This is a genomic window from Streptosporangium sp. NPDC003464 (assembly GCF_053588315.1).
On record NZ_JBSFPS010000120.1, the window covers coordinates 1 to 20,743 of the forward strand.

A 20,743-nucleotide genomic window follows, 5' to 3' on the forward strand; every position below is an offset into this window, starting at 1 on the left:
CCCCGCGCGGGACGCGCGGGGCCCTGGGCCGAGATGCGGGATCAGGCGTGCTGGCGGGCCTCGATGGCCTGCTTGTAGAGGCGGCCGGCCCGGTAGGAGGAGCGGACCAGCGGGCCGGACAGGACTCCGGCGAAACCGATGGCCTCGGCCTCCTTCTGGAGCTCCACGAACTCCTCGGGCTTCACCCAGCGCTCCACCGGGTGGTGGCGCGGGGTGGGACGCAGGTACTGGGTCACGGTCAGCAGGTCGCAGCCGGCCTCGTGGAGGTCGCGCATGGCCTGGACGACCTCCTCGCGGTCCTCGCCCATGCCGAGGATCAGGTTGGACTTGGTCACCAGCCCGGCCTCGCGGGCCTTGGTGATCACTCCCAGGGACCGCTCGTAACGGAACGCGGGGCGGATGCGCTTGAAGATCCGCGGCACGGTCTCGATGTTGTGCGCGAAGACCTCGGGCCTGGCGGAGAAGACCTCCTCGAGCTGGCCCTGGTCGCCGTTGAAGTCGGGCACCAGCAGCTCGACGCCGCAGCCCGGCAGCAGCGCGTGGATCTGCCTGGCGGTCTCGGCGTACAGCCACGCGCCGCCGTCGGGCAGGTCGTCACGGGCGACCCCGGTCACGGTCGCGTAGTTGAGGCCCATCTGCTGGACCGACTCGGCCACCCGCCGTGGCTCGTCGGTGTCGTACTCCTTGGGCTTGCCGGTGTCGATCTGGCAGAAGTCGCATCGCCTGGTGCACTGGTCGCCGCCGATGAGGAAGGTTGCCTCACGGTCCTCCCAGCACTCCGAGATGTTGGGACACCCGGCCTCCTGGCAGACGGTGTGCAGACCCTCGCGTTTGACCAGTGCTCGCAGCTCGGTGTGGTTGGGACCGGTCCTGAACTTGGTCTTGATCCACTCGGGCTTCTTCTCGATGGGGGTCTCGGCGTTGCGGACCTCCAGACGGAGGAGCTTTCGGCCTTCCGGAGCAACGGTCATGCGACCTCCTTCGTCGGTCGCGGGACCGAGGTGCTGTTTCTATTCGCTCGCTCGCTACGCTCGCTCACCGCCCCAGCTTATGTCCCGCCGGAGAATGGCCATACATGAGGGGGCGGCGCTCCGGACCGGCCCGGTCCCGCGCCTGGTCCGGCCGTCGAGCGCCCCGCCGCCAGGAGCGGACGGCCCCGTCCGGGCCGCCGGGCCGTACGGCGTGCCGCCCCGGACCGCAGGGCCTGCCCCCGGCCGGTCACCGCGCGGGGCTCAGCGCCGGAAGAGCTCCTCCTCCGGCAGCTCGAAGGCCCGCGCGCCGAGCGCCTCGGCCAGGTGCTTCTCGGCGTAGGGCATGACCTCGTCGACCACGATCCGGCGGCCGGTCTCGGCCGACAGTGAGGAGACCCCGGCGTCGCTGATCCCGCACGGGACGATCCGGTTGTACCAGCTCGGGTCGTTGGAGCAGTTGAGCGAGAATCCGTGCATCGTGACGCCCCCGGCGACCCTGATGCCGATCGCGCCGACCTTCCGGTCGGGCAGGCCGTGCGAGGGGTCACCGGCCACCCAGACGCCGCTGCGCCCCTCCACCCGGCCGGCCTGCACCCCGAAGTCGGCGCAGACGTGGATGAGCGTCTCCTCCAGCAGCCGGACATAGGAGATCACGTCCAGCGGCTCGCCGAGCCTGACGATCGGATAGCCCACCAGCTGCCCGGGACCGTGCCAGGTGATCCGGCCACCCCGGTCCACGTCGATGACCGGGGTGCCGTCCGCGGGCCGTTCGTTCGGGGCGGTGCGCTTGCCGGCCGTGTAGACCGGCGCGTGTTCGAGCAGCAGGCAGGTGTCGGGGACCTCACCGGCCACCCGGCGGGCATGGATCCGCCGCTGGAGATCCCATGCCTGCTCGTAGGGGAAGTCAACGCCGAGACGGACGATCGCCAGGTCACTCACGCATCAAGAGTAGTTGACCCGCCCTTGGTCATGACGTGAGAAGCCGAGGCTCGATGCGGAACTCCTTGACCCCGTTGGCCCCGTCGTGCTCCACCCGGTAGGCGTAGCCCTCCGGATCCACGCTGACGGCCTGGATGAACTCGGTGCCCACGTAGTGCAGGGCGACGCCCTCGTCGGCGGCGTAGCCGCCGGGCAGCTCGCCCGAGGCCACCGCCTCGTGCAGCAGCCTGCGGCGCTGCGGGTCGGAGTTGTAGTGGACGCCGCACGAGTGGGGGAGCAGGCCGAGACCGTCGGCCCACGTCCGCAGCGTCGGCCCGAAGGAGTCGGTGTTGCCGCCCACGTGCCAGCACAGCGCCCCCGCGCTCTGCCCGGACAGCACCACGCCCGACCGCCACGCCTCCTCGAACGCCTCGTCCAGGCCGTGCAGCCGCCACAGCGCCGCCAGGTTGGCCACGCTGCCGCCGCTGACGTAGATGACGTCCTGGTTCAGGATCCACTCGCGCGGGTCCTCGACGTTGGGCATCGGGAACACGGTCAGGTGGCTGACCTCGACGTCCCAGTCGCGGAAGGCGCCGTACATCTTCAGCAGCCAGTCGGAGTCGTCGCCCAGGGCGGTGGCGAGCAGGCCCAGCTTGGGCCGGTCCTGGCCGGTCAGGTCAAGGGCGTATCGCAGCAGCGCGCTGGCCTCGATGAATCCGTGGCGCGCGGACGGGCGGAACGAGCCGCCCCCGATGGCGAGGATGTGGGACTGCCCGGACCTGCCCATATGTGATCTCTCCAATGGCTTCAGCGGAAACAGGGACCCTAGATTACGGCGGCGAGTGCCTCGTTGAGACCCGTATGCCGGAACGCATGGCCCGCCTCCAGCAGGCGCCGGGGGATCACCCGCTGCCCCGTCAGCACCCCCTCCCCGGCGAACTCCCCGAGGGCCGTGCGCAGCAGGAAGCCGGGTACGGCCAGCGGCATGGTGGGCCGGTGCACGGCCTCCCCGAGAGCCCTGGTGAACTCCGCGTTGGTGACCGGCTCCGGCGCGGTCAGGTTCACCGGGCCCGAGATCTCCGGATCCTTCAGGACGTGCCGCACGGCACCGACCCAGTCGTCGATCGAGATCCACGACCAGTACTGTCCCCCCGACCCCAGGGGCGCCCCCAGCCCCAGCTTGAAGATCGGCAGGATCCTGGCCAGCATGCCGCCGTCGCCGCTCAGCACCAGTCCGGTGCGGAGCAGCGCCACCCGGACTCCGGCCTCCCGGGCGGGCGCCGTCTCGGCCTCCCACGGGACCACGACCTCCTGGGCGAGGAACCCGCTGCCCGGCGGCGCCGTCTCGTCCACCTCGCGGTCCCCGGTGTCGCCGTAGAAGCCGATCGCCGAGCCGGACAGCAGCGTCGGCGGCCTGGCCGCCAGCCCGCCCAGCGCCGTCACCAGCGTCCTGGTCCCCTCGACCCGGCTGCGGACCACCTCGCGCTTGACGTTGTCGCTCCAGCGCCGGTCGCCGATCCCCGCCCCGGCGAGATGGACCACGGCCTCCGCGCCCTCCAGGGCCGCCGGGTCTATGAGCCCCTTCGCCGGGTTCCAGAACGACTCGTCGGCGCCCTGCGGCGCCCGCCGCACCAGACGGACCACCCGGACGCCGTCGGCCCGCAGAGCCCTGACCAGAGCCGATCCCAGCAGGCCCGAGGACCCGGTCACGATGATCGTCATATCGTCCAATCTAGTCGACCTCCCCTGGGATCTTCGGGAGCCCGGCGGTCGGCGGATTCACCGGGTGCGGACCCGGCGGGCGAAGACCGGACCGGGCAAGCCGCGGCCTGGACAAGTCACGGCCGGAGAGGTCGTGGCCGGGAGAGGGCACGGCCGGAAAAGGACCGGGCCGGCCCGCGGATGCGGACCGGCCCGGTGGGACGAGAACGGGGACTAGGCGTTGAGACCCAGCTGGTTCTCGAAGCGGCCCTCCTCGAGACGGCGCTTGATCGTCGTCAGGAAGCGGGCGGCGTCGGCGCCGTCGACCAGGCGGTGGTCGTAGCTGAGTGCGAGGTAGACCATCGAGCGGACGGCGATGACCTCGCCCTCGGCGGTGTCCAGGACGACCGGGCGCTTGACGACCGCGCCGGTGCCCAGCATGCCGACCTGCGGCTGGTTGAGGATCGGCGTGTCGAACAGCGCGCCACGGCTGCCGGTGTTGGTCAGCGTGAACGTGCCGCCGCCGAGCTCGTCCGGGCTCACCTTGTTGGTGCGGGTGCGCTCGGCCAGGTCGGCGATCTTACGGGCGAGGCCGGCGATGTTGAGGTCGCCCGCGTCCTTGATCACCGGGACGATCAGGCCACGCTCGGTGTCGGTCGCGAAGGCCAGGTGCTCGGCGTCGAAGTAGGTGACCTCGTTGGTCTCGCTGTTGATCGTGGCGTTCAGCTTCGGGTGCTGCTTGAGCGCCTCGATCGTGGCCAGGGCGAAGAACGGCATGAACGAGAGCTTGACGCCCTCGCGCCGCTGGAACTCGGCCTTCGCGCGGTCGCGGAGCTTCGCGATCTTGGTGACGTCGACCTCGACCACGGTGGTGAGCTGGGCCGAGACCTGCAGCGACTCGACCATGCGCTTGGCGATGGTCTGACGCAGGCGCGACATCTTCTCGGTACGGCCACGCAGCGTGGTGTCCACCGCGACCGGCTCGGGGGCCGGGGCGGCGGCCTGCGGGGCGGCGGCCGGAGCGGCGGCCTGCGGGGCCGGAGCCTGGGCGGCGGCCTGCTCGCGCTGGTTGCGGGCGGCCTCGAGCACGTCCTGCTTGCGGATGCGGCCGCCGACGCCGGTGCCGTTCAGCGTGTCGAGGTCGACGTTGTGCTCGCCGGCGAGCTTGCGGACCAGCGGGGTGACGTACGGGCTGTCACCGGAGGCGGGAGCGGCCTGCGGGGCCGGAGCGGCCGCCTGGGGAGCCGGGGCCGGGGCCGGGGCGGGAGCGGCGGCCTGCGGGGCCGGGGCCGGGGCCGGAGCGGGGGCCGGGGCCGGAGCGGGGGCCGGAGCCGGAGCCGGAGCGGCCGCCTGCGGGGCGGGCTGCGGGATCGAGGAGATCGGCTGGGCCGGGGCGGGCTCGGGCTCCGGAGCGGCGGCCGGAGCGGGGGCGGCCTCCTGGGCCGGGGCGGCGCCCGCGGAGCCGTTCTCGTCGATGACGGCCAGCTCGGCGCCGACCTCGACGGTCTCGTCCTCGGCCACGACGATCTTGGTGAGGATGCCCGCCGTCGGCGACGGGATCTCGGTGTCGACCTTGTCGGTGGAGACTTCGAGGAGCGGCTCGTCGGCCTCGACGCGCTCGCCCTCCTTCTTCAGCCAACGGGTGACGGTGCCCTCGGTGACGCTCTCGCCGAGCTGGGGCATCTGTACGGACTTCGGCATTGGGTGTCTTCTCTCGTGTTCCGAGTGAGGGCTCGTGGTTAGTTGTGGACGTGCAGCGGCTTGCCGGCCAGGGCCAGCATGGCCTCGCCGACGGCCTCGGACTGGGTCGGGTGCGCGTGGATGAGCTGAGCGACCTCGGAGGGCAGCGCCTCCCAGTTGTAGATCAGCTGGCTCTCGGTCACGAGCTCGCCGATACGGCGGCCGACCATGTGCACACCGAGCACGGGGCCGTCCTTCTCGGCGACGACCTTGACCGCGCCCTGCGTCTGCAGGATCTGGCTCTTGGGGTTGCCGGCGAGGTCGTAGGTGAACTCGACGACCTCGTGGCCACGCTCGCGGGCCTGGGCCGAGGTGATGCCGACCGAGGCGACCTCGGGGTCGGAGTAGGTGATCCGCGGCACGCCGTCGTAGTCGATCGGCACCGGGTTGAGCCCGGCGATGTGCTCGGCCACCAGGATGCCCTCGGCGAAGCCCGCGTGGGCGAGCTGCAGGGTCGGGATCAGGTCACCGACCGCGTACACGCCCGGCACGCTGGTCTGGCAGAACTCGTTGACGGTGACGGTGCCGCGCTCGACCGCGATGCCCGCCTCCTCGAAGCCCATGCCCGAGGAGACGGCGCCGCGGCCGACGGCGACGAGCAGCAGCTCGGCGTCGAGGGTCTTGCCGTTGGCGAGCGTGACGACCACGCCCGTGTCGGTGGTCTTGACGCCCTCGAAGAAGACGCCCAGCTCCTGCTTGATGCCGCGGCGGCGGAAGGCGCGCTCCAGCAGCTTGGAGCTGGACTCCTCCTCCAGCGGGAGCAGGTGCGGCAGGGCCTCGACGATCGTCACCTCGGCGCCGAAGGAACGCCACACGCTGGCGAACTCCACGCCGATGACGCCGCCGCCCAGGACGATCACCGAGGTGGGCACCCGGTCGAGCTTGAGCGCGTGCTCGCTGGTGATGACCCGCTCGCCGTCGATGTCCAGGCCGGGCAGCGACCGGGGGGCCGAGCCCGTCGCCAGCACGATGTTGCGGCCCTCGTAGACCTCGGAGCCGACGGCGACCCGGTTCGGGCCGGCGAGGCGGCCCTCACCCTCGATGATCGTGATGCCCTTGCTCTTGAGCAGGCCCTGGACGCCCTTCCAGGCGCGGGTGACGATCTTGTCCTTGAACGCGTGGACGCCGTCCATGTCGATGCCCTCGAAGCGGGCCTTGACGCCGAACGCCGCGCTCTCCCGGGTCTCGTCGGCCACTTCCGCCGAGTGCAGAAGGGTCTTGGTGGGGATGCATCCCCGGTGCAGGCATGTGCCGCCGATCTTGTCCTTCTCGATCAGCGCGACCGTCTTGCCCAGCTCGGCCGCCCGCAGGGCACAGGCATACCCACCGCTACCGCCACCCAGGACGACGATGTCGTAGGGGCCGCTGCCATCAGCCACAGGAAAGCTCCTTGTTCGGATTCGATTACCGTCTTCACGGTCGCGCCCGCTCCGTGCCCTGGCTGGTTCGGCGGAAACTGATCCGCGTCCACGCCTCCCCCTCGGGCACGGCTCGCCGCATCGCCGGGGCCTCGCTCTTGGCCTGGCCCCGACAACCGCATCTTTTCATTTGTCTACGTCGGCTGTGACCCGCTTGCGCGGCGCCGCTAGCCCGCGTAGCGCTCGGCGAGGCCGACGAGGGTCCGGGTGATCGCCCCGGTGCCGCCCTTCGGCGTGTAGCCGTGGGGCTCGCCCTTGTTGAAGGCCGGGCCCGCCATGTCGATGTGTGCCCAACGGACTCCGTCCGGCACGAATTCCCGCAGGAAGATGGCCGCCGTCAGCATCCCGCCGAAGCGCTCGGGGTGCAGGTTGGCGATGTCGGCGACGGGGGAGTCGAGCCCCTTCCGGAGCTCCTCCGGCAGGGGCATGCCCCATGCGGCCTCGCCCTGCTCGGCGGCGGTCCGGACGATCTCCTCGCGGAGCTCGTCGTCGTTGGACATGACGCCGGCCGTACGCCAGCCGAGCGCGATGATCTGCGCCCCGGTGAGCGTGGCGACGTCCACGATCAGGTCGGGGCTGTCCTGCCCGGCGCGGGCGATGCCGTCGATCAGGACCAGGCGGCCCTCGGCGTCGGTGTCGAGGACCTCCACGGTCTTGCCCGCGTAGCTGGTGAAGACGTCGGAGGGGCGCTGGGCGCTGCCGCTCGGCATGTTCTCGGCCAGGCACAGGTAGCCGACGGCGTTGACCTTCAGCCCCAGCTTGGCGATCGCGACGAGCGCGCCGAAGACCGCGCCCGCGCCGCTCATGTCGGACTTCATCCAGTCCATCGAGGCCGACGGCTTGAGCGACAGGCCGCCCGAGTCGAACGTGATGCCCTTGCCGACGAACGCGACCGTCTTGGCGGCCTCCGGGTGGCTGTAGGCGAGGCGGACCAGGCGGGGCGGGTTGACCGAGCCCTGGCCGACGGCGACGATGCCGCCGTAGCCCTCCTCTTTGAGGGCCTTGTCGTCCAGGATCTCCACCGAGAGTCCGGCCTCCGAGCCGGTCTGCTCGGCGATCTCGGCGAAGCGGGCCGGCCACAGGTCCGAGGGCGGGGTGTTGACCAGGTCGCGGACCAGGGAGACCGACTCGGCCACGGTGGCGGCGCGCTCGACCGCGGCCTGGGCGCCGTCGGCGCCGCTCAGCACGGTCAGCTCGGCCACCGGGGCGGTCTGCTCGCCGGTGGTCCGGTAGGTGGTGAAGGAGTAGGTGCCGAGCAGGCCGCCCAGGGCGACGGCCCCGGCCCGCTCCGCGTCGGCGGCCGGCAGCGCGAGCGCGACGCGGGAGGTCCCCGCGAGGGCACGGGTGGCGGCGCCGGCGGCGCGGCGCAGGGACTCGGTGTCGTAGTCGCCCTCGGGAGCGTCACCGAGGCCGACGACGGTCAGGAGCGGGGCGGCCAGCGCGCCGAAGGTCGGAAGCTTGGCGATCTCGCCCGGCCTGCCCTTGACGCCCATCGAGACGAGTGTCGCGGCGAGCCTGCCGCCGAGCGCCTCGTCCACCTTCTCGGCCCCCGGAGCGGGCCGCGGGCCGTCCGGACCGGTATGGACGCCGACGACCAGGGCATCGGTATCAAACGAGACAGCGTTGTCAGTTGAGTTCAGCCGCACAGTGGTCACGTCGCCCGATGCTAGTCGGGCTTGCGCAGTACGCATAAACGAGGGTTCGTCCTACGAATCACCGGGCCGGATGGTGCCAGTGCGATTAGCATCATCCGAGCTGATGGTGCTAATGTCGCTATCACTATGCTGCTCACCTTGGATCTGAACGACCCCCGGCCCCTGCACGGACAGGTGGCCGAGGCGATCCGGCGTGCCGTCGCGGAGGGCTCCTACGCGCCCGGAGACCGGCTCCCGCCGGCCCGTGACCTGGCCGAGGCGCTGGGCATCAACGCCAACACCGTGCTGCGCGCCCTGCGCGACCTGCGCGACGAGGGGCTGCTGGAGTTCCGCCGCGGGCGCGGCGTGAGCGTGCTCAGCCGCCCCGATCCCCGCAGCGTGCTGGAGGGCAAGCTCCGGTCGCTGCTCGCCGAGGCAGGCCAGTACGGCTACCGGAGCGACGACGTCATCGATCTGATCAGGGAGATCTCGTGACCGGGCCGGGCGCCCGGCCACTGGAAGAAGGAGACGACGACATGGGTCTGCGAAGCAGGTTCGTCCGGACGGCCGCCGGCTGGGTGGTGCTGGTGGCCGCCGCGCCGGCCGCGGTGGCCCTGGCGCTGCGCGACCGGCTCCCCGACCCGATGGCCGTCCACTGGGGCCCCTCGGGCGCCCCCGACGGGTCGGCGCCGCTCACCGTCGCGCTGGCCGCCGTGGTGGTGACGTGGCTGCTGGTCGGGTGTGGCGTATGCGTCGCCGCCGCTCTCAAGCCCCGGGCGCTGCGCCGCCGCGCGGGCCGGATGGGGTTCGGGGCGGTGCTGGGCGGAGGCGGCCTGGCCTGCCTGGCGCTCCAGCTCGCCACCGTGTCGGCCAACCTCGACGCGCCCGACTGGCGGCGGGCGGGCGGCCTGTCCCTCGCCGCGCTGCTGGTCCCCGCGGGACTGGCCCTGGGCGGCTGGCTGGGCGCGCTCGCCGCCCGCCCGGGTCCCGACGAGGTCCCCCTCCGCGGCTGCACCGACGCCGACCTGCTGGAGCTGCGCCCCGGCCAGCGCGCGGTCTGGGTCTCCTCCGCCCGCAACGGCTGGCTGCTGGCCATCGGGGCCTCCCTCACCGCCGCCGGGGCGGGCCTGCTGGTGGCCGCGGCCTTCGGCGGGGAGACCGGCCCGTGGCCCCTCCTCGTGGTCATGGTCGTCGCGGGTCTCCTCGCCGTGGCGCTCAGCTCGGTGCGGGTGCGGGTCGCCGAAGACGGTCTCCAGGTCTCCTATGGCCCGCTGCGCCTGCCCCGCAGGCACGTCCCGCTCGCCGGGCTCGACCGGGCCTGGGCGGAGGAGCGCTTCCCCCGTGAGGTGGGCGGCTGGGGCGTCCGGGGCCTGCCCGGCGCCGCGACGGTCATGCTCCGGGGCGGAGACTGCCTCGTCGTGCGCTACGCCTCCGGCGGCCAGCTCGCCGTCTCGGTCGACGACGCCGAGCGCGGTGCCGCCCTCCTCAACACCCTCGTCCTGCAGGCCGCCCGCTGACCCGGGCCCTGCCCACGTCCGATCCGCGCCCGTCCGCGGAGATCCCCCCCGAAGGTGGTGTCATGCCCCGCCGTCCGACCGGCCTCTGGCTGTTCCTGCTCACCGCGTACGGCCTGTCCTGGCTGTCGGCCCTCCCCATCTGGCTGACCGGCGCGTCCCTCGCCTCTCCCCTGGTCATGGTGGTGGGCGTCGCGATGATGTTCACACCGGCGCTCGGCGTCCTGGCCGTCTGGCTGTACGGCCGGCGGCGCGCGGAGCCCGGGACCACCTGGCGCGAATGGGCCGGGCGGACGGGGCTGACGCTGGGCGAGCGCCGGGGCCGCACGCTCGCGCTCACCGCGCTGGCCTGGCTCGGCACCCCGCTGCTGGTCGTCGCGGCGATCGCGCTCAGCGCCGCCGCCGGGCTGCTCGCCGTGGACCTCGACGGGTTCAGCCTGTTCCGCCAGGGCATGGCCGAGGCCGGCGGGGGCCGCGCACCCCGGGTGGCCCCCGAGACGCTGGCCGTCGTGCAGATCGCGTCGGCGTTCCTGGTCGCCCCGCTGATCAACTCGGTCGCCGCGTTCGGCGAGGAGTGGGGGTGGCGCGGCTGGCTGCTGCCGCGGCTGATGCCGCTGGGCACCTGGCGCGCGCTGCTGGCCTCCGGGGTGATCTGGGGCGCCTGGCACGCCCCGCTCACCCTGCGCGGCTACAACTATCCCGAGCTCGGCGCGTGGGCGGCGCCCATGTTCGTCATCTTCTGCGTGGTCTACGGAGCCGTGCTCGGCTGGCTCCGCCTCCGCTCCGGGAGCATCTGGCCCGCGGTCGTCGGCCACGGCGCGCTCAACGCGTCGGCGAGCCTCATCCTGCTCGTCGGCGACGCGGCCGACCCGCCCGACCTCGCCGTCGCCGGGATCACCGGGCTGGTCGGATCGGCGCTGCTGGCCGTGATCGCCGCCGTGCTGTTCACCCGCTGGCCGGTCGGGCGGGTCGGCCGCGTCGCCGACTGAGGCCGGTCGGGCGCCCGCCCAGGTCGGGGGCCGAGGCCGGGTCAGCCCACGACCACCGCGCACACGACGAGAGCGGTGGCGACGGCGGTCTCGACGAGCGCGCCGAGCACGTCCCCGGTGATCCCGCCCAGCCGCCGCACGGCCCTGCGCCGCAGGGCCCAGGCGGCCACCAGCCCGGCGAGGACGGCCAGGGCGGGTCCCCAGGAAGGCGACGGGACCGGAGGACAGGGGCCGGCGGCCGTCCAGCCGGAGAGCCCGGAGAGCCCGGACGGCGCCATGATTCCTCCGGTGGTCTCGCAGGCGCTGCATGTCCCGCTCTCGTAGGAGAGCGCGCCGTCGGGCACCAGGGCCGGGAGGGGTGATCCGAAGGCGCCGGCGGACGGCAGGAACGTCAGGGCCGCCAGCGCGGCGAGCATGAGCGCCGTCACGGCCAGCGCGGGGCCCCGCCGTACGGTGCCCGCGACCATCGCGCCGAGCCCGCCCGGCCGGGCGGAGGGCACACCCGCCCGGCAGGCCCAGGTGAGCGCCAGCCTCCCCGCCACGCAGGCCGTGACCAGCGCGACCGGGCCCGCCCCCGTGGCGGCGACCTCCGACAGCGCCGCCACCTGGACCAGCATGGTGAGCACCAGCGTCACGACGCCGAACGGGCCGATGTCGGACCGCTTCATGATGTCCAGCGCCTGCTCGGCCGGCCTGCCGCTGCCCAGCCCGTCGGCCAGGTCGGCCAGCCCGTCCAGGTGCAGCCCCCGGGTGAGCAGCGCCACGGCCGCCACGGCCAGCACCGACGCCGGCAGCGGGGTGATCCCCAGCCACAGCGCCGCGACGAGCACGGCCCCGCCGGCGGCGCCGAGCAGCACCCCCACGAGCGGGGCGAGCGTCATCGCGATCCCCCCGGCCCTGCGGTCGACCACCCCCGGCCGGACCGGGAACACGCTCAACGTGCCGATCGCGAGGCGGACCCCGTCGGCGAACGTGGACGGCCTCTCCGGAGGCGGAGTTCCAGACACGGTCGACGATCGTAGCCCGGGGGATCCCCCGGGCCGCGGCCCATCCGGCCGGGACCTCCGGACCGGTCGGTCTGGCGGGGGATCGGTCAGAGGTGCGGTCAGACGGGCAGGGGGAGGAGGCGGCCGGCCACCACCAGGGCGACGTCCTCGGATTCGAGGGCCAGCCGCTGGTTCAGGCGGCCGAGCGCGTCGCGGAACATCCGGCCGCTGGAGGTGGCGGGCACCACGCCGAGCCCGACTTCGTCGGAGACCGCCACGACCTGGACGCGGGCCTGCCGCCAGGCGTCGACCAGCTCGTCGCATCGGGCCGTGACCGCGTCCCGGCCGTCCCCGCCCGACCAGGCGCCGCACTCGTCGAAGACCGCGGCGACCCAGGTGCCGAGCCCGTCGATCAGCATCGGGACCTCGGCGGTCCGTAGCAGCCCGGCCAGGTCGGTGGTCTCGGCCGTGCCCCAGTGGGCCGGCCGGCGGTCCCGGTGCGCCCGGACCCGGCGGGCCCATTCGGCGTCGTCTCCGCCGGACGGCCCGGTCGCGACGTAGAGGACCTCGGGCTCGCCGGCCAGCCGGAGCTCGGCCTCGGCCGATTTCCCCGAGCGCGTCCCGCCCAGGAGCAGGGTCCGTCGCGGCCGGGGCGGCCGGTGGGGGACGGGTCCGCCGAGGTCGAGGACCGTCCCGTCGGGGACGGCCCGCACCCCCCACAGCTCGGCCCGCCGGGCCAGCTCCGCCTCCGTCGGCACCCGGTGGCCGACGTCCACGGCCACGACCTGGGTCCGCCCGCCGATCACGCCCCGGCGGCGCAGGTCCCCCAGCCGTTCCGGCCGCTCCAGCACGTCGATCAGCACCAGATCGCAGGCGGGCTCGCCGTCCGCGCGCGCCGGGCGCCGCGGCTCGCCGTGCTCGCCGTACTCGTCCGGCGTCCCGGACCGGTCCGGGGGAGGGCCGGGGAGCGGGGCGGCGTAGAGGATCCGGTGCCCGCCGGGGGTGGTCAGGGTGAGGCCGTCCGGGCCGGTGGAGACCCGGTGGCCGGGCGGGAGCGGGCCGGTGGGCGGGAGCAGTACGGGACCGGCGAGGGCGACTTCGGTGGGACGGCGATGACCGGGGGGCAGACGCGCGCAGGAGGCGCACCCGCAGCCCGGGACGGGCCAGCCACCGGCCGCCGCCGTGCCGGAGATCAGGACCTTCACCGCCTCAGCGTACGGGTGGCGCCGTCTTCCGAGGGGCCGGGCGCCGTCCGGAGGCCGGGCGCGACGGTCCGCGCGCCACGGCCGCGGGGGTGGCCGATGTAGGGTTCGCTGAGCTGGCGGCGGCACCGGGAAAAGCCCGCGAAGAGGAGCGTGTGACATGGCTTGGCACTGGCGTTACGAAAACGCGGACGGCGGCGTGGTGACCGAGGGGGTCGCACCGTCCGAAACGTTCCCGAGTCAGGCGGATGCGGAGTCATGGCTTGGTGAGAGCTGGCGTGAGCTGCTGGAATCCGGGGTCGAAAAGGTCACCCTGTTTGAGGACGACCGGATTGAATACGAGAAAATGTCGTTGCGCGCCGAGTGAATGAGAAACCCCCCGGCGCTCCATTCCGCAATGGAGCGCCGGGGGGTTTCCGTCTGTCGCGGTGACTACAGGCAAGCGCCGCCACGGTGACGACGGGCGCCGCCACGGTGACGACGAGCGCCGTCGCGGTGACTACGGGCGCTTCTGGGGGCTGACGGTCTTGGCCGGGTCGCGCTCGACGACCGGGCCGAGGACATCGTCGATCTTCTTCAGCACCTCGTCGTCCAGCTTCACACCGGACGCCTTGACGTTGTCGCGGACCTGCTCCGGCTTGGTCGCCCCGATGATGGCCGAGGCCACGTTCGGGTTCTGCAGCACCCACGCCACGGCGAGCTGGGCCATGCTGAGCCCCAGGTCCGCGGCGATCGGCTTCAGGTCCTGGACGCGGGTGAGGACGTCGTCGCCCATGAGCCCGGAGATGAAGCCGCCGCCGGACGGGTCGGTGGCCCGGGAACCGGCGGGCGGCGGCTGGCCCGGCAGGTATTTGCCGGTGAGCACGCCCTGGGCGATCGGGGACCAGACGATCTGGCTGAGGCCCTCCTTCTCCGACAGCGGCACGACCTCGGCCTCGATGACCCGCCACAGCATCGAGTACTGGGGCTGGTTGGAGACCAGGCGGTCGAAGCCCATCTCGTCGGCGATCTTCAGGGCCCGGGAGATCTGGTCGGCGGTCCACTCGCTGACGCCGACGTAGAGGACCTTGCCCTGCCGTACGAGGTCGTCGAAGGTCTTGAGGGTCTCCTCGAGCGGGGTCTCGTTGTCGAAGCGGTGGGCCTGGTAGAGGTCGACGTAGTCGGTCTGCAGGCGGCGCAGCGAGCCGTGGATGGACTCGGTGACGTGCTTGCGGGAGAGACCACGGTCGTTGGGGCCCTTGCCGGTGGGCCAGTAGACCTTGGTGAAGATCTCCAGGGACTCGCGGCGCACCCCCTTCAGCGCGCGGCCGAGCACCTCCTCCGCCTTGGTGCCCGCGTACACGTCGGCGGTGTCGAAAGTGGTGATCCCCTCGTCGAGCGCCGCCCGCACGCATTCCCGGGCGGCGTCCTCCTCGACCTGGGAACCATGAGTGATCCAGTTGCCGTAGCTGATCTCACTGACCATGAGGCCGCTACGGCCAAGGTGGCGGAATTCCATGGCTCCGACCCTAGTAGGTGTCATACGGGCGACCGATTCGGGATACTCTGCCCGGCGTGTTGCGGTTGATCACTTCTAGATGGGTACGGCTGGCACTCGTGGCCGCCGTGGCCGCGGCGATCGTCGTGGCGGTCCTGCGCCTGCGCCGCCGCCCGGCCGCCTCCGGCGCCGCCCTCCGCGCCGAGCCCGCGGCCGTCCCCCGGCCCGAGCCCGGCCCGGCCCCCGCAGCGCAGTGGCCCCCGGCCCCGATCCTGGGCACCCCCACCGCCCGCGACCTGGACCGTTACGCCACCAGGGCCTACATACCCCGCTTCCTCGCCGTGGCGCCTCCGGCGCGCGAGCCTCTGGATCACGCCACCCGCCGCCGTCTGGTCCGCTGGGGCGCCGCCGCGGCCGCGCTCTGCCTGCTGGTCTTCGCCTCCCAGGCACTGGAGAACGCGACCTTCTCCAAGGGGACGACGGCCACGGAGGCCACCGGGGAGGTCCGGTTCGAGGACCCCTCCGACCCCGCGGCCGGCTCCTGCTACCCGGGCTGGGCGCCGCCCACCACGGTGCCGGGCACCCGCGCCGTCGAGCTCTGCCCGGAGGACGGCGACGGGGGCGTGTCCGAGGACTGGTCGCAGGTGGACGCGTCCTCCCCGGACGCCACCCCGGCCCCGGACGTCGGCTCCCCGGCGGAGCCGTACCGGGTGGTCCCCGACGCGGACTGCCGGCCGGCGGTCCGGCAGGCGCGGGCGCGGCCGCTCAGCCCACGGGTCACCCGGGCGGTGAACAGGCAGTGGGCGCGGATCGAGAGATGGCTGAAGGCCAACGCCCCCGTGACCCACCGCACGCTCGCGCCGCCGGCCAGGGCCCGGACGATCGCGGTCGCGGAGGCCCAGATGGGCCTGCGCTTCCCCAACGACCTGCGCGCCTCCCTGCTGAGGCACAACGGGGCCGGCGCCGCGGGCGGGTTCGGACTCCTGGCCAACGGGCTCCTCGGCGTCCGCGAGATCCGCGACACCTGGCGGGAGCTGTGCGAGCTCGACGGCCAGGACAGGGGCTCCGACCCGCGCGTGGAGTGGTGGGACGGGCGGATGATCCCCGTCGGCGCCGACGGGAACGGCGGGTATCTCGTGATCGACTCGATGAGGCGCGACGTGGGGGAGACCGACAGCGAGGACCAGCTGGACTTCGCCCCGGGCGGGATCGCGGTCCGCTCGCACTACGCCCTGCTGAAGGCGGCCGCCGAGGCGCTGGAGACCGGTGGCTCCGTCGGCTACTGGAGGCCCCGGGCGGTCGACGGGGTGCTCGACTGGGAGGTCGTGGACTGACGGCGCCCCGCCCCCGGGGAGGGGACGGGGCGCGGGGCGCAGCGCTCCGGCGGGAGCGGGGGCCTACTTCTTCGGCGGGACGGGCTTGCCGCCGGGCAGGAAGGCGGGCGGCGGGAAGCGCAGCTTGCGGATCTGCAGCGCGCGCATGGCGGCGTAGAAGCCGACCCCCTTGACGTTCTCGCCGGGGAACTTCTCGGCCACCAGCTTCTTGACCTTCCAGGACACCCAGACCGAGGTGAACAGCACGCCGACCATCATGATCGGCCAGCCGATCGTGATGACGGCGGCGTAGATGTACTGGCGGCTGGCGGCGGGGAAGGGGACCCAGGTGAGCAGCAGGATCAGCAGCGAGAACGGCAGGAAGTACTGGCTGACGATCCGGCGGGAGTCCACCCAGTCGCGGGCGAACTTCCGGGCCGGGCCCCGGTCGCGGGCCGGGAAGTAGCGCTCGTCGCCGCGCATCATGCCCTCGCGCGCCTTGACGCGCTCGTTGGCCTGGCGCTCGCGGAGCTGCTTGTAGGCCTCTTTGCGGTTCTGGGGGGCGTTCACCGGCTGGCGGCGACGGCCTTCGGCGTCCCGGCGCTTGGGTGTGGGACGCCCCTTGCCCGCAGGCTTAGGATCGTTAGCGGAGACGGGGGAGTCGTCCGCGGTGGTCTGGGTACGTCGGAACACATCGTCAGCCTACCGGGACTGCAACTTAGTGACGCCCTCGTGCGTTATGCGTAGGGTGAACCCTAAGTGACTCCGGCGCTTTTCACGGGGGGCTGGAATCACTGGGGAGACCCGAAGCGCATTTGAAGAAGGGGACGGGCCGACGCGCATGAGCGTGATGAAGAGACTTTCCATGATCTTCCGGTCCAAGGCGAACAATGCCTTGGACAAGATGGAGGATCCACGCGAAACCCTGGACTACTCCTACCAGCGTCAGTTGGAGTTGTTGCAGAAGGTGCGCCGGGGAGTGGCCGACGTCGCCACCTCGCGCAAGCGGGTGGAGCTGCAGATCAACCAGATCGAGGCCCAGTCGCGCAAGCTTGAGGAGCAGGGCCGCAAGGCGCTCGGGGTCGGCCGCGAGGACCTCGCCCGCGAGGCACTGACCCGCCGTTCGAGCCTGCAGACCCAGATCGCCGACCTCCGCGTGCAGCACGACAACCTGCAGGCCGAGGAGGAGAAGCTCACCACCGCCTCGCACCGGTTGCAGGCCAAGGTCGACTCCTTCCGCACCCGCAAGGAGACGATCAAGGCGACCTACACCGCGGCCGAGGCGCAGACGCGGATCAACGAGGCGTTCTCCGGTATCTCCGAGGAGATGGGCGACGTCGGCCTGGCGATCCAGCGGGCCGAGGACAAGACCGCCTCGATGCAGGCCCGCGCGGGCGCCATCGACGAGCTGCTGGCCAGCGGCGCCCTCGACGACTTCAGCGGGCAGCGCGGCGACGACATCCAGGCCGAGCTGGACCGCATGGGCGGCGGCCACGACGTGGAGCTGGAGATCGCCCGGATGAAGGCCGAGCTCGGGCAGGGCCCCGCGCCCAAGAGCGCGATCGAGTCCGGACCGCCCCAGCAGCACCAGCAGCCGCAGCAGCACCAGCAGCAGCAGTCCCCCCAGACCCAGCAGTACCGCCAGCCGGGGGAGGGGCTGTGATCGTTCGCATCATGGGCGAGGGCCAGACCGAGATCGACCCCAGCGACCTCGACGTCCTCAACGCCCTGGACGGTGAGCTGGAGGCGGCGATCGAGGCCGGTGACGAGGAGGCCTTCCGGGCCTGCCTGCACGACCTGCTGGACAAGGTCCGCCACGTCGGCAAGGCGCTCCCGGACGACAGCCTGGAGTCCTCGGAGCTGATTTTGCCTCCGGCCGACGCTTCCATGGAAGAAGTGCGGGAGATGCTCGGCGATGAGGGGCTGATTCCCGGATAGTTTGGGCATATGGCACACACCCGGTTCGCCCCGGACCGGGGCCTGACCAGTCGCATGGTCCTGACCATGTTCCTGCTCGGACTGCTGTATGTCCTGTTCGTGAGCGTGCTGATCGCGCTGGGCGTCCAGACGGTGGTGGTGCTGCTCATCGCGGGCGGCACTCTGCTGGTCCAATACTTCATGTCCGACCGCATCGCGCTGTTCGCGATGCACGGACGTGAGGTCACCCCGCAGCAGGCACCGGAGCTGCACGGCCTGGTCGACCGGCTCTGCGCCATGGCCGACATGCCCAAGCCTCGGGTGGCGATCGCCGATTCGGACGTCCCGAACGCGTTCGCCACCGGCCGCAACCAGAAACACTCCGTGGTGTGCGTGACCACCGGACTGCTGCGCCGCCTCGACCGGGCCGAGGTCGAGGGCGTCCTCGCCCACGAGATGTCCCACGTCGCCCACCGCGACGTCGCCGTGATGACCATCGCCTCCTTCCTCGGCATCGTCGCCGGGCTCATGACCAGGTTCGCCCTCTACAGCGGCCTGGGGCGCAGCCGCGACGACCGGGGCGGCCTGCCGATCGGTCTGATCGTCATGCTGGTCTCGGTCCTGGTGTACGCGGTCAGCTTCCTGCTCACCCGCGCCCTGTCGCGCTACCGCGAGCTGGCCGCCGACCGCGCCGGCGCGCTGCTCACCCAGCGTCCCTCGGTCCTGGCCGGCGCGCTGGTCAAGATCAGCGGGGAGATGTCCCGCATCCCGACCAGGGACCTGCGCGAGGCCGAGCCGTTCAACGCCTTCTTCTTCGCCCCCGCGCTGGCGGGCCGGTCCGGACCGGCCACGCTGCTGGCGACCCACCCGCCGCTGGAACGGCGCCTGGAACAGCTCGCCAGGATCTCCGCCCAGCTCGGACAGGGAGTGTGAGCGGTGAAGTGGTGGGACGCGCTGCTGGGCCGTACCGAGCCCGCCGAGCCGGACCTGGACGCGCTGTTCGCGCTGCCGTCGGCGGCGGTGACCCTGCAGGCCGCGACCGGGCTGACGCCGACCGGGACCGGGTCGGTCTGCTTCCGCCCGGCCGAGGGCGGGGCCTTCAGCGAGCTGGAGCGCGACGTCACCCGGCTGATCGCCACCGGAGGCGCCCCGCCGGTGGAGCAGTCCAAGGACACCTACGGCTACGACTGGCTGCTGGTGCGCCGCTCGCCCGAGCAGCTCGGCGAGCTGGTCACCGACCTGCACGGGGTCAACTCCTCGCTTGAGGGGGCGGGCTTCGGCCCCTCCCTGCTCTGCTCCCTGGTCTCCTTCGCCGACGAGGACGCGCGCAAGCTCGCCCTGGTCTACCTCTACAAGAGGGGCTCCTTCTACCCGTTCGCGCCGCTGTCCGGGCAGCACAGGGACAACGCGCTGGAGCTCCAGACGCGCGCCGCGCTGGAGGGGGAGCTCCCGATCGAGCCCGACCTCGGCCGCTGGTTCCCCCTCTGGGGCGCTCCCGGACTGTAGAGCGATGCGCGCCCGGTGGAGGCTGACCCGGATCGCGGCCTGCGCGTTCGCCGTCGCGGGCCTGTGTTACAGCGCCTGGGTGCCGGCGCAGTTCCTCAACACCGCGATCGGCGGGACGGGCGCGTACGTCAGCGAGCTGGCGGCGGTCGACCAGCCGTGGTCGTGGCTGGTCCGGGCGGCCGACGTGGCCGCCGGGACCGCGTGCCTGACCGCGGTGGCCCTGGTCCCCGACGAGCGCCCCGGCCGGCTGGGGGCGATCGGCTGGCTCGCCCTCGTGCTGCTGGGCGTGATGACGGTCCTGGACGGCGGCCTGTTCCCGCTGGACTGCGCCGCGCTGAGCGACCCCTTGTGCGCGGCGGCCGAGGCGGCCGGACGGGTCTCGGCGGCCCACCGGATCCACACGGTGACCAGTGCGCTGGCCTCGGCCGGAGCGGTGCTCAGCCTCATGGCGCTGCCGGTGAGCGCGCTGCGGCGGCGCAGGTGGCCGCTTGTCGGGTACGGCGGGGCGGCGCTGGCCGTGCTCATGGCCGTGGCCACGGTGTGGACCCTGGCGGCCATCGCCTCCGGCGCCCCGGTGGGGGTCGCGCAGCGTCTCCAGGTCGCGGTCACCGGGCTCTGGCTGCTGCTGCTGGGGGCCGCGCTGTGGCGGGACCGGACGGTGCCGGCCCCGCCGAAGTCGCATGTCCTGCTGGAAGGGGCCGGGACGCCGCCGGTGCTGATCTGCGCGGGAATGGCGGGGGCGTGGTTCCACTGGGACGGGGTCGCCGCCGATCTGAGCCGCGACCACATGGTGATCCGGTTCGACCGGCCGGGCCTGGGGCTCAGCTCCGGCCACCGCGGCCCGCCCACGCTGCGCGAGGAGGCGGAGCGGATCGGCGCGCTCGCCGAGTGCCCGGTGGTGGTCGGGCACTCGGCGGCGGGCCCGCACGCGGAGGCGTTCGCCCGGCTCCATCCCGGGCGGGTGGCGGGGCTGGTGCTGGTCGACCCCAGCTGCGAGCCCGCGCCCAGGCCCCGGGGCGGGGCGCGCGCGGCCGCCGTGCGCGCCGTGCAGCGCGCGCTGCCCGCCCTCGGCGGCACGTTCGGCGCGACCGCCGCCGCTTTCCTGGTGCTGCCCGCCGCGCACCGCCTCGTCATGGGGGCGGACGGGCGCGCCCGGGCGGTGTACGGCCGGGGCCGGGTCCTGGCCGCCGTGGTGGCCGAGTGGCTGGCCTATCCGGACATGGCCGCCGAGCTCGGCGAACTGCGCCGGAGCCATCCCTTCCCGGAGGTCCCCGTCGTCATCCTCAGCGCCGGCCCGGAGGACCGCTGCCACCAGGAGCTGGCCGGCCTCCTCGACGCCAAGCTGATCCTGCTGCCCGGGACCGGGCACGAGGTGCAGCTCGAACGCCCCGAGGTGATCGCCGAAGCAGTCCGAATGCTCGGCAGATTTCACGATACGTAGCCGGGTATACGATTTG

General features: G+C 73.0%; 21 protein-coding genes. 10 read left to right on the plus strand and 11 right to left on the minus strand.

All coding sequences use genetic code 11. From position 1 onward, the window contains the following. Positions 1-41: 41 nt before the first annotated feature. The 7 genes from lipA to ACWDS7_RS25345 all read right to left on the minus strand — a co-directional run bounded on the left by lipA (position 42) and on the right by ACWDS7_RS25345 (position 8,439). On the minus strand, positions 42-971 hold the full coding sequence (gene lipA, locus ACWDS7_RS25315; protein WP_451931288.1) for a lipoyl synthase: 930 nt from the start codon (positions 969-971) through the stop codon (positions 42-44). 261 nt (positions 972-1,232) lie between these two features. Beyond that, positions 1,233-1,910, minus strand: coding sequence for a lipoyl(octanoyl) transferase LipB (gene lipB, locus ACWDS7_RS25320; RefSeq protein WP_451931289.1), 678 nt, complete (start codon positions 1,908-1,910; stop codon positions 1,233-1,235). A 28-nt stretch (positions 1,911-1,938) separates the two neighbouring features. After that, positions 1,939-2,676 carry a Type 1 glutamine amidotransferase-like domain-containing protein gene (locus tag ACWDS7_RS25325; RefSeq protein WP_306857541.1) on the minus strand — a complete coding sequence of 246 codons (738 nt, stop codon included), beginning with the start codon at positions 2,674-2,676 and terminating at the stop codon, positions 1,939-1,941. Positions 2,677-2,714: 38 nt separating this feature from the next. Next, the gene (locus ACWDS7_RS25330; RefSeq protein WP_451931290.1) at positions 2,715-3,611 is read right to left on the minus strand and encodes a TIGR01777 family oxidoreductase; all 897 of its coding nucleotides are present in this window, start codon (positions 3,609-3,611) and stop codon (positions 2,715-2,717) included. 213 nt (positions 3,612-3,824) lie between these two features. Beyond that, a complete protein-coding gene (sucB, locus tag ACWDS7_RS25335; RefSeq protein ID WP_451931291.1) occupies positions 3,825-5,291 on the minus strand; it encodes a 2-oxoglutarate dehydrogenase, E2 component, dihydrolipoamide succinyltransferase in 1,467 nt (488 codons plus the stop codon). A gap of 38 nt (positions 5,292-5,329) precedes the next feature. Next, positions 5,330-6,709, minus strand: a complete 1,380-nt coding sequence (lpdA, locus tag ACWDS7_RS25340) for a dihydrolipoyl dehydrogenase (protein WP_306857547.1) — start codon at positions 6,707-6,709, stop codon at positions 5,330-5,332. A gap of 206 nt (positions 6,710-6,915) precedes the next feature. Beyond that, a complete protein-coding gene (locus ACWDS7_RS25345) occupies positions 6,916-8,439 on the minus strand; it encodes a leucyl aminopeptidase (protein WP_451931292.1) in 1,524 nt (507 codons plus the stop codon). Positions 8,440-8,541: 102 nt separating this feature from the next. Between ACWDS7_RS25345 and ACWDS7_RS25350 the strand changes: the two genes are divergently transcribed. The 3 genes from ACWDS7_RS25350 to ACWDS7_RS25360 all read left to right on the plus strand — a co-directional run bounded on the left by ACWDS7_RS25350 (position 8,542) and on the right by ACWDS7_RS25360 (position 10,885). Continuing rightward, entirely contained in the window at positions 8,542-8,877 is a 336-nt protein-coding gene (locus tag ACWDS7_RS25350) for a GntR family transcriptional regulator (protein WP_306857549.1), read from the plus strand. 41 nt (positions 8,878-8,918) lie between these two features. After that, positions 8,919-9,899 carry a DUF1648 domain-containing protein gene (locus ACWDS7_RS25355; RefSeq protein WP_451931293.1) on the plus strand — a complete coding sequence of 327 codons (981 nt, stop codon included), beginning with the start codon at positions 8,919-8,921 and terminating at the stop codon, positions 9,897-9,899. A 62-nt stretch (positions 9,900-9,961) separates the two neighbouring features. Further along, the gene (locus ACWDS7_RS25360; protein WP_451931294.1) at positions 9,962-10,885 is read left to right on the plus strand and encodes a CPBP family intramembrane glutamic endopeptidase; all 924 of its coding nucleotides are present in this window, start codon (positions 9,962-9,964) and stop codon (positions 10,883-10,885) included. A 41-nt stretch (positions 10,886-10,926) separates the two neighbouring features. Here ACWDS7_RS25360 and ACWDS7_RS25365 read toward each other — a convergent pair whose 3' ends face one another. Beyond that, positions 10,927-11,892, minus strand: coding sequence for an adenosylcobinamide-GDP ribazoletransferase (locus ACWDS7_RS25365; protein WP_451931295.1), 966 nt, complete (start codon positions 11,890-11,892; stop codon positions 10,927-10,929). Positions 11,893-11,990: 98 nt separating this feature from the next. Next, positions 11,991-13,076 (minus strand): bifunctional adenosylcobinamide kinase/adenosylcobinamide-phosphate guanylyltransferase, encoded by a 1,086-nt coding sequence (locus ACWDS7_RS25370; RefSeq protein ID WP_451931296.1) that lies wholly within the window; start codon positions 13,074-13,076, stop codon positions 11,991-11,993. Positions 13,077-13,233: 157 nt separating this feature from the next. Here ACWDS7_RS25370 and ACWDS7_RS25375 point away from each other — a divergent pair, with 157 nt between their 5' ends. Continuing rightward, positions 13,234-13,440, plus strand: a complete 207-nt coding sequence (locus ACWDS7_RS25375) for a hypothetical protein (protein WP_306857555.1) — start codon at positions 13,234-13,236, stop codon at positions 13,438-13,440. Between the two features lie 132 nt (positions 13,441-13,572). On the opposite strand, the gene ACWDS7_RS25380 is transcribed toward ACWDS7_RS25375, so the two are convergent. Continuing rightward, positions 13,573-14,571, minus strand: coding sequence for an aldo/keto reductase family protein (locus tag ACWDS7_RS25380; RefSeq protein WP_306857556.1), 999 nt, complete (start codon positions 14,569-14,571; stop codon positions 13,573-13,575). Between the two features lie 56 nt (positions 14,572-14,627). Between ACWDS7_RS25380 and ACWDS7_RS25385 the strand changes: the two genes are divergently transcribed. Further along, positions 14,628-15,884, plus strand: coding sequence for an SMI1/KNR4 family protein (locus ACWDS7_RS25385; RefSeq protein WP_451931297.1), 1,257 nt, complete (start codon positions 14,628-14,630; stop codon positions 15,882-15,884). A 63-nt stretch (positions 15,885-15,947) separates the two neighbouring features. Here the strand turns inward: ACWDS7_RS25385 and ACWDS7_RS25390 are convergent, their stop codons facing one another. Next, positions 15,948-16,433, minus strand: a complete 486-nt coding sequence (locus ACWDS7_RS25390; protein ID WP_451931298.1) for a DUF3043 domain-containing protein — start codon at positions 16,431-16,433, stop codon at positions 15,948-15,950. Between the two features lie 271 nt (positions 16,434-16,704). Here ACWDS7_RS25390 and ACWDS7_RS25395 point away from each other — a divergent pair, with 271 nt between their 5' ends. The 5 genes from ACWDS7_RS25395 to ACWDS7_RS25415 are packed head-to-tail and all read left to right on the plus strand — an operon-like array spanning position 16,705 to position 20,727. Further along, the gene (locus ACWDS7_RS25395) at positions 16,705-17,526 is read left to right on the plus strand and encodes a PspA/IM30 family protein (RefSeq protein WP_451931299.1); all 822 of its coding nucleotides are present in this window, start codon (positions 16,705-16,707) and stop codon (positions 17,524-17,526) included. Next, positions 17,523-17,801, plus strand: a complete 279-nt coding sequence (gene pspAA, locus ACWDS7_RS25400) for a PspA-associated protein PspAA (protein WP_451931300.1) — start codon at positions 17,523-17,525, stop codon at positions 17,799-17,801. Before ACWDS7_RS25395 ends, pspAA begins: the two co-directional genes overlap by 4 nt. A 9-nt stretch (positions 17,802-17,810) precedes the next feature. Next, entirely contained in the window at positions 17,811-18,713 is a 903-nt protein-coding gene (gene htpX / locus ACWDS7_RS25405; protein WP_451931301.1) for a zinc metalloprotease HtpX, read from the plus strand. A gap of 3 nt (positions 18,714-18,716) precedes the next feature. Further along, positions 18,717-19,286 (plus strand): PspA-associated protein PspAB, encoded by a 570-nt coding sequence (gene pspAB / locus ACWDS7_RS25410; protein ID WP_451931302.1) that lies wholly within the window; start codon positions 18,717-18,719, stop codon positions 19,284-19,286. A gap of 4 nt (positions 19,287-19,290) precedes the next feature. Then, positions 19,291-20,727 carry an alpha/beta fold hydrolase gene (locus ACWDS7_RS25415; RefSeq protein ID WP_451931303.1) on the plus strand — a complete coding sequence of 479 codons (1,437 nt, stop codon included), beginning with the start codon at positions 19,291-19,293 and terminating at the stop codon, positions 20,725-20,727. The last annotated feature ends 16 nt before the right edge of the window (positions 20,728-20,743 follow it).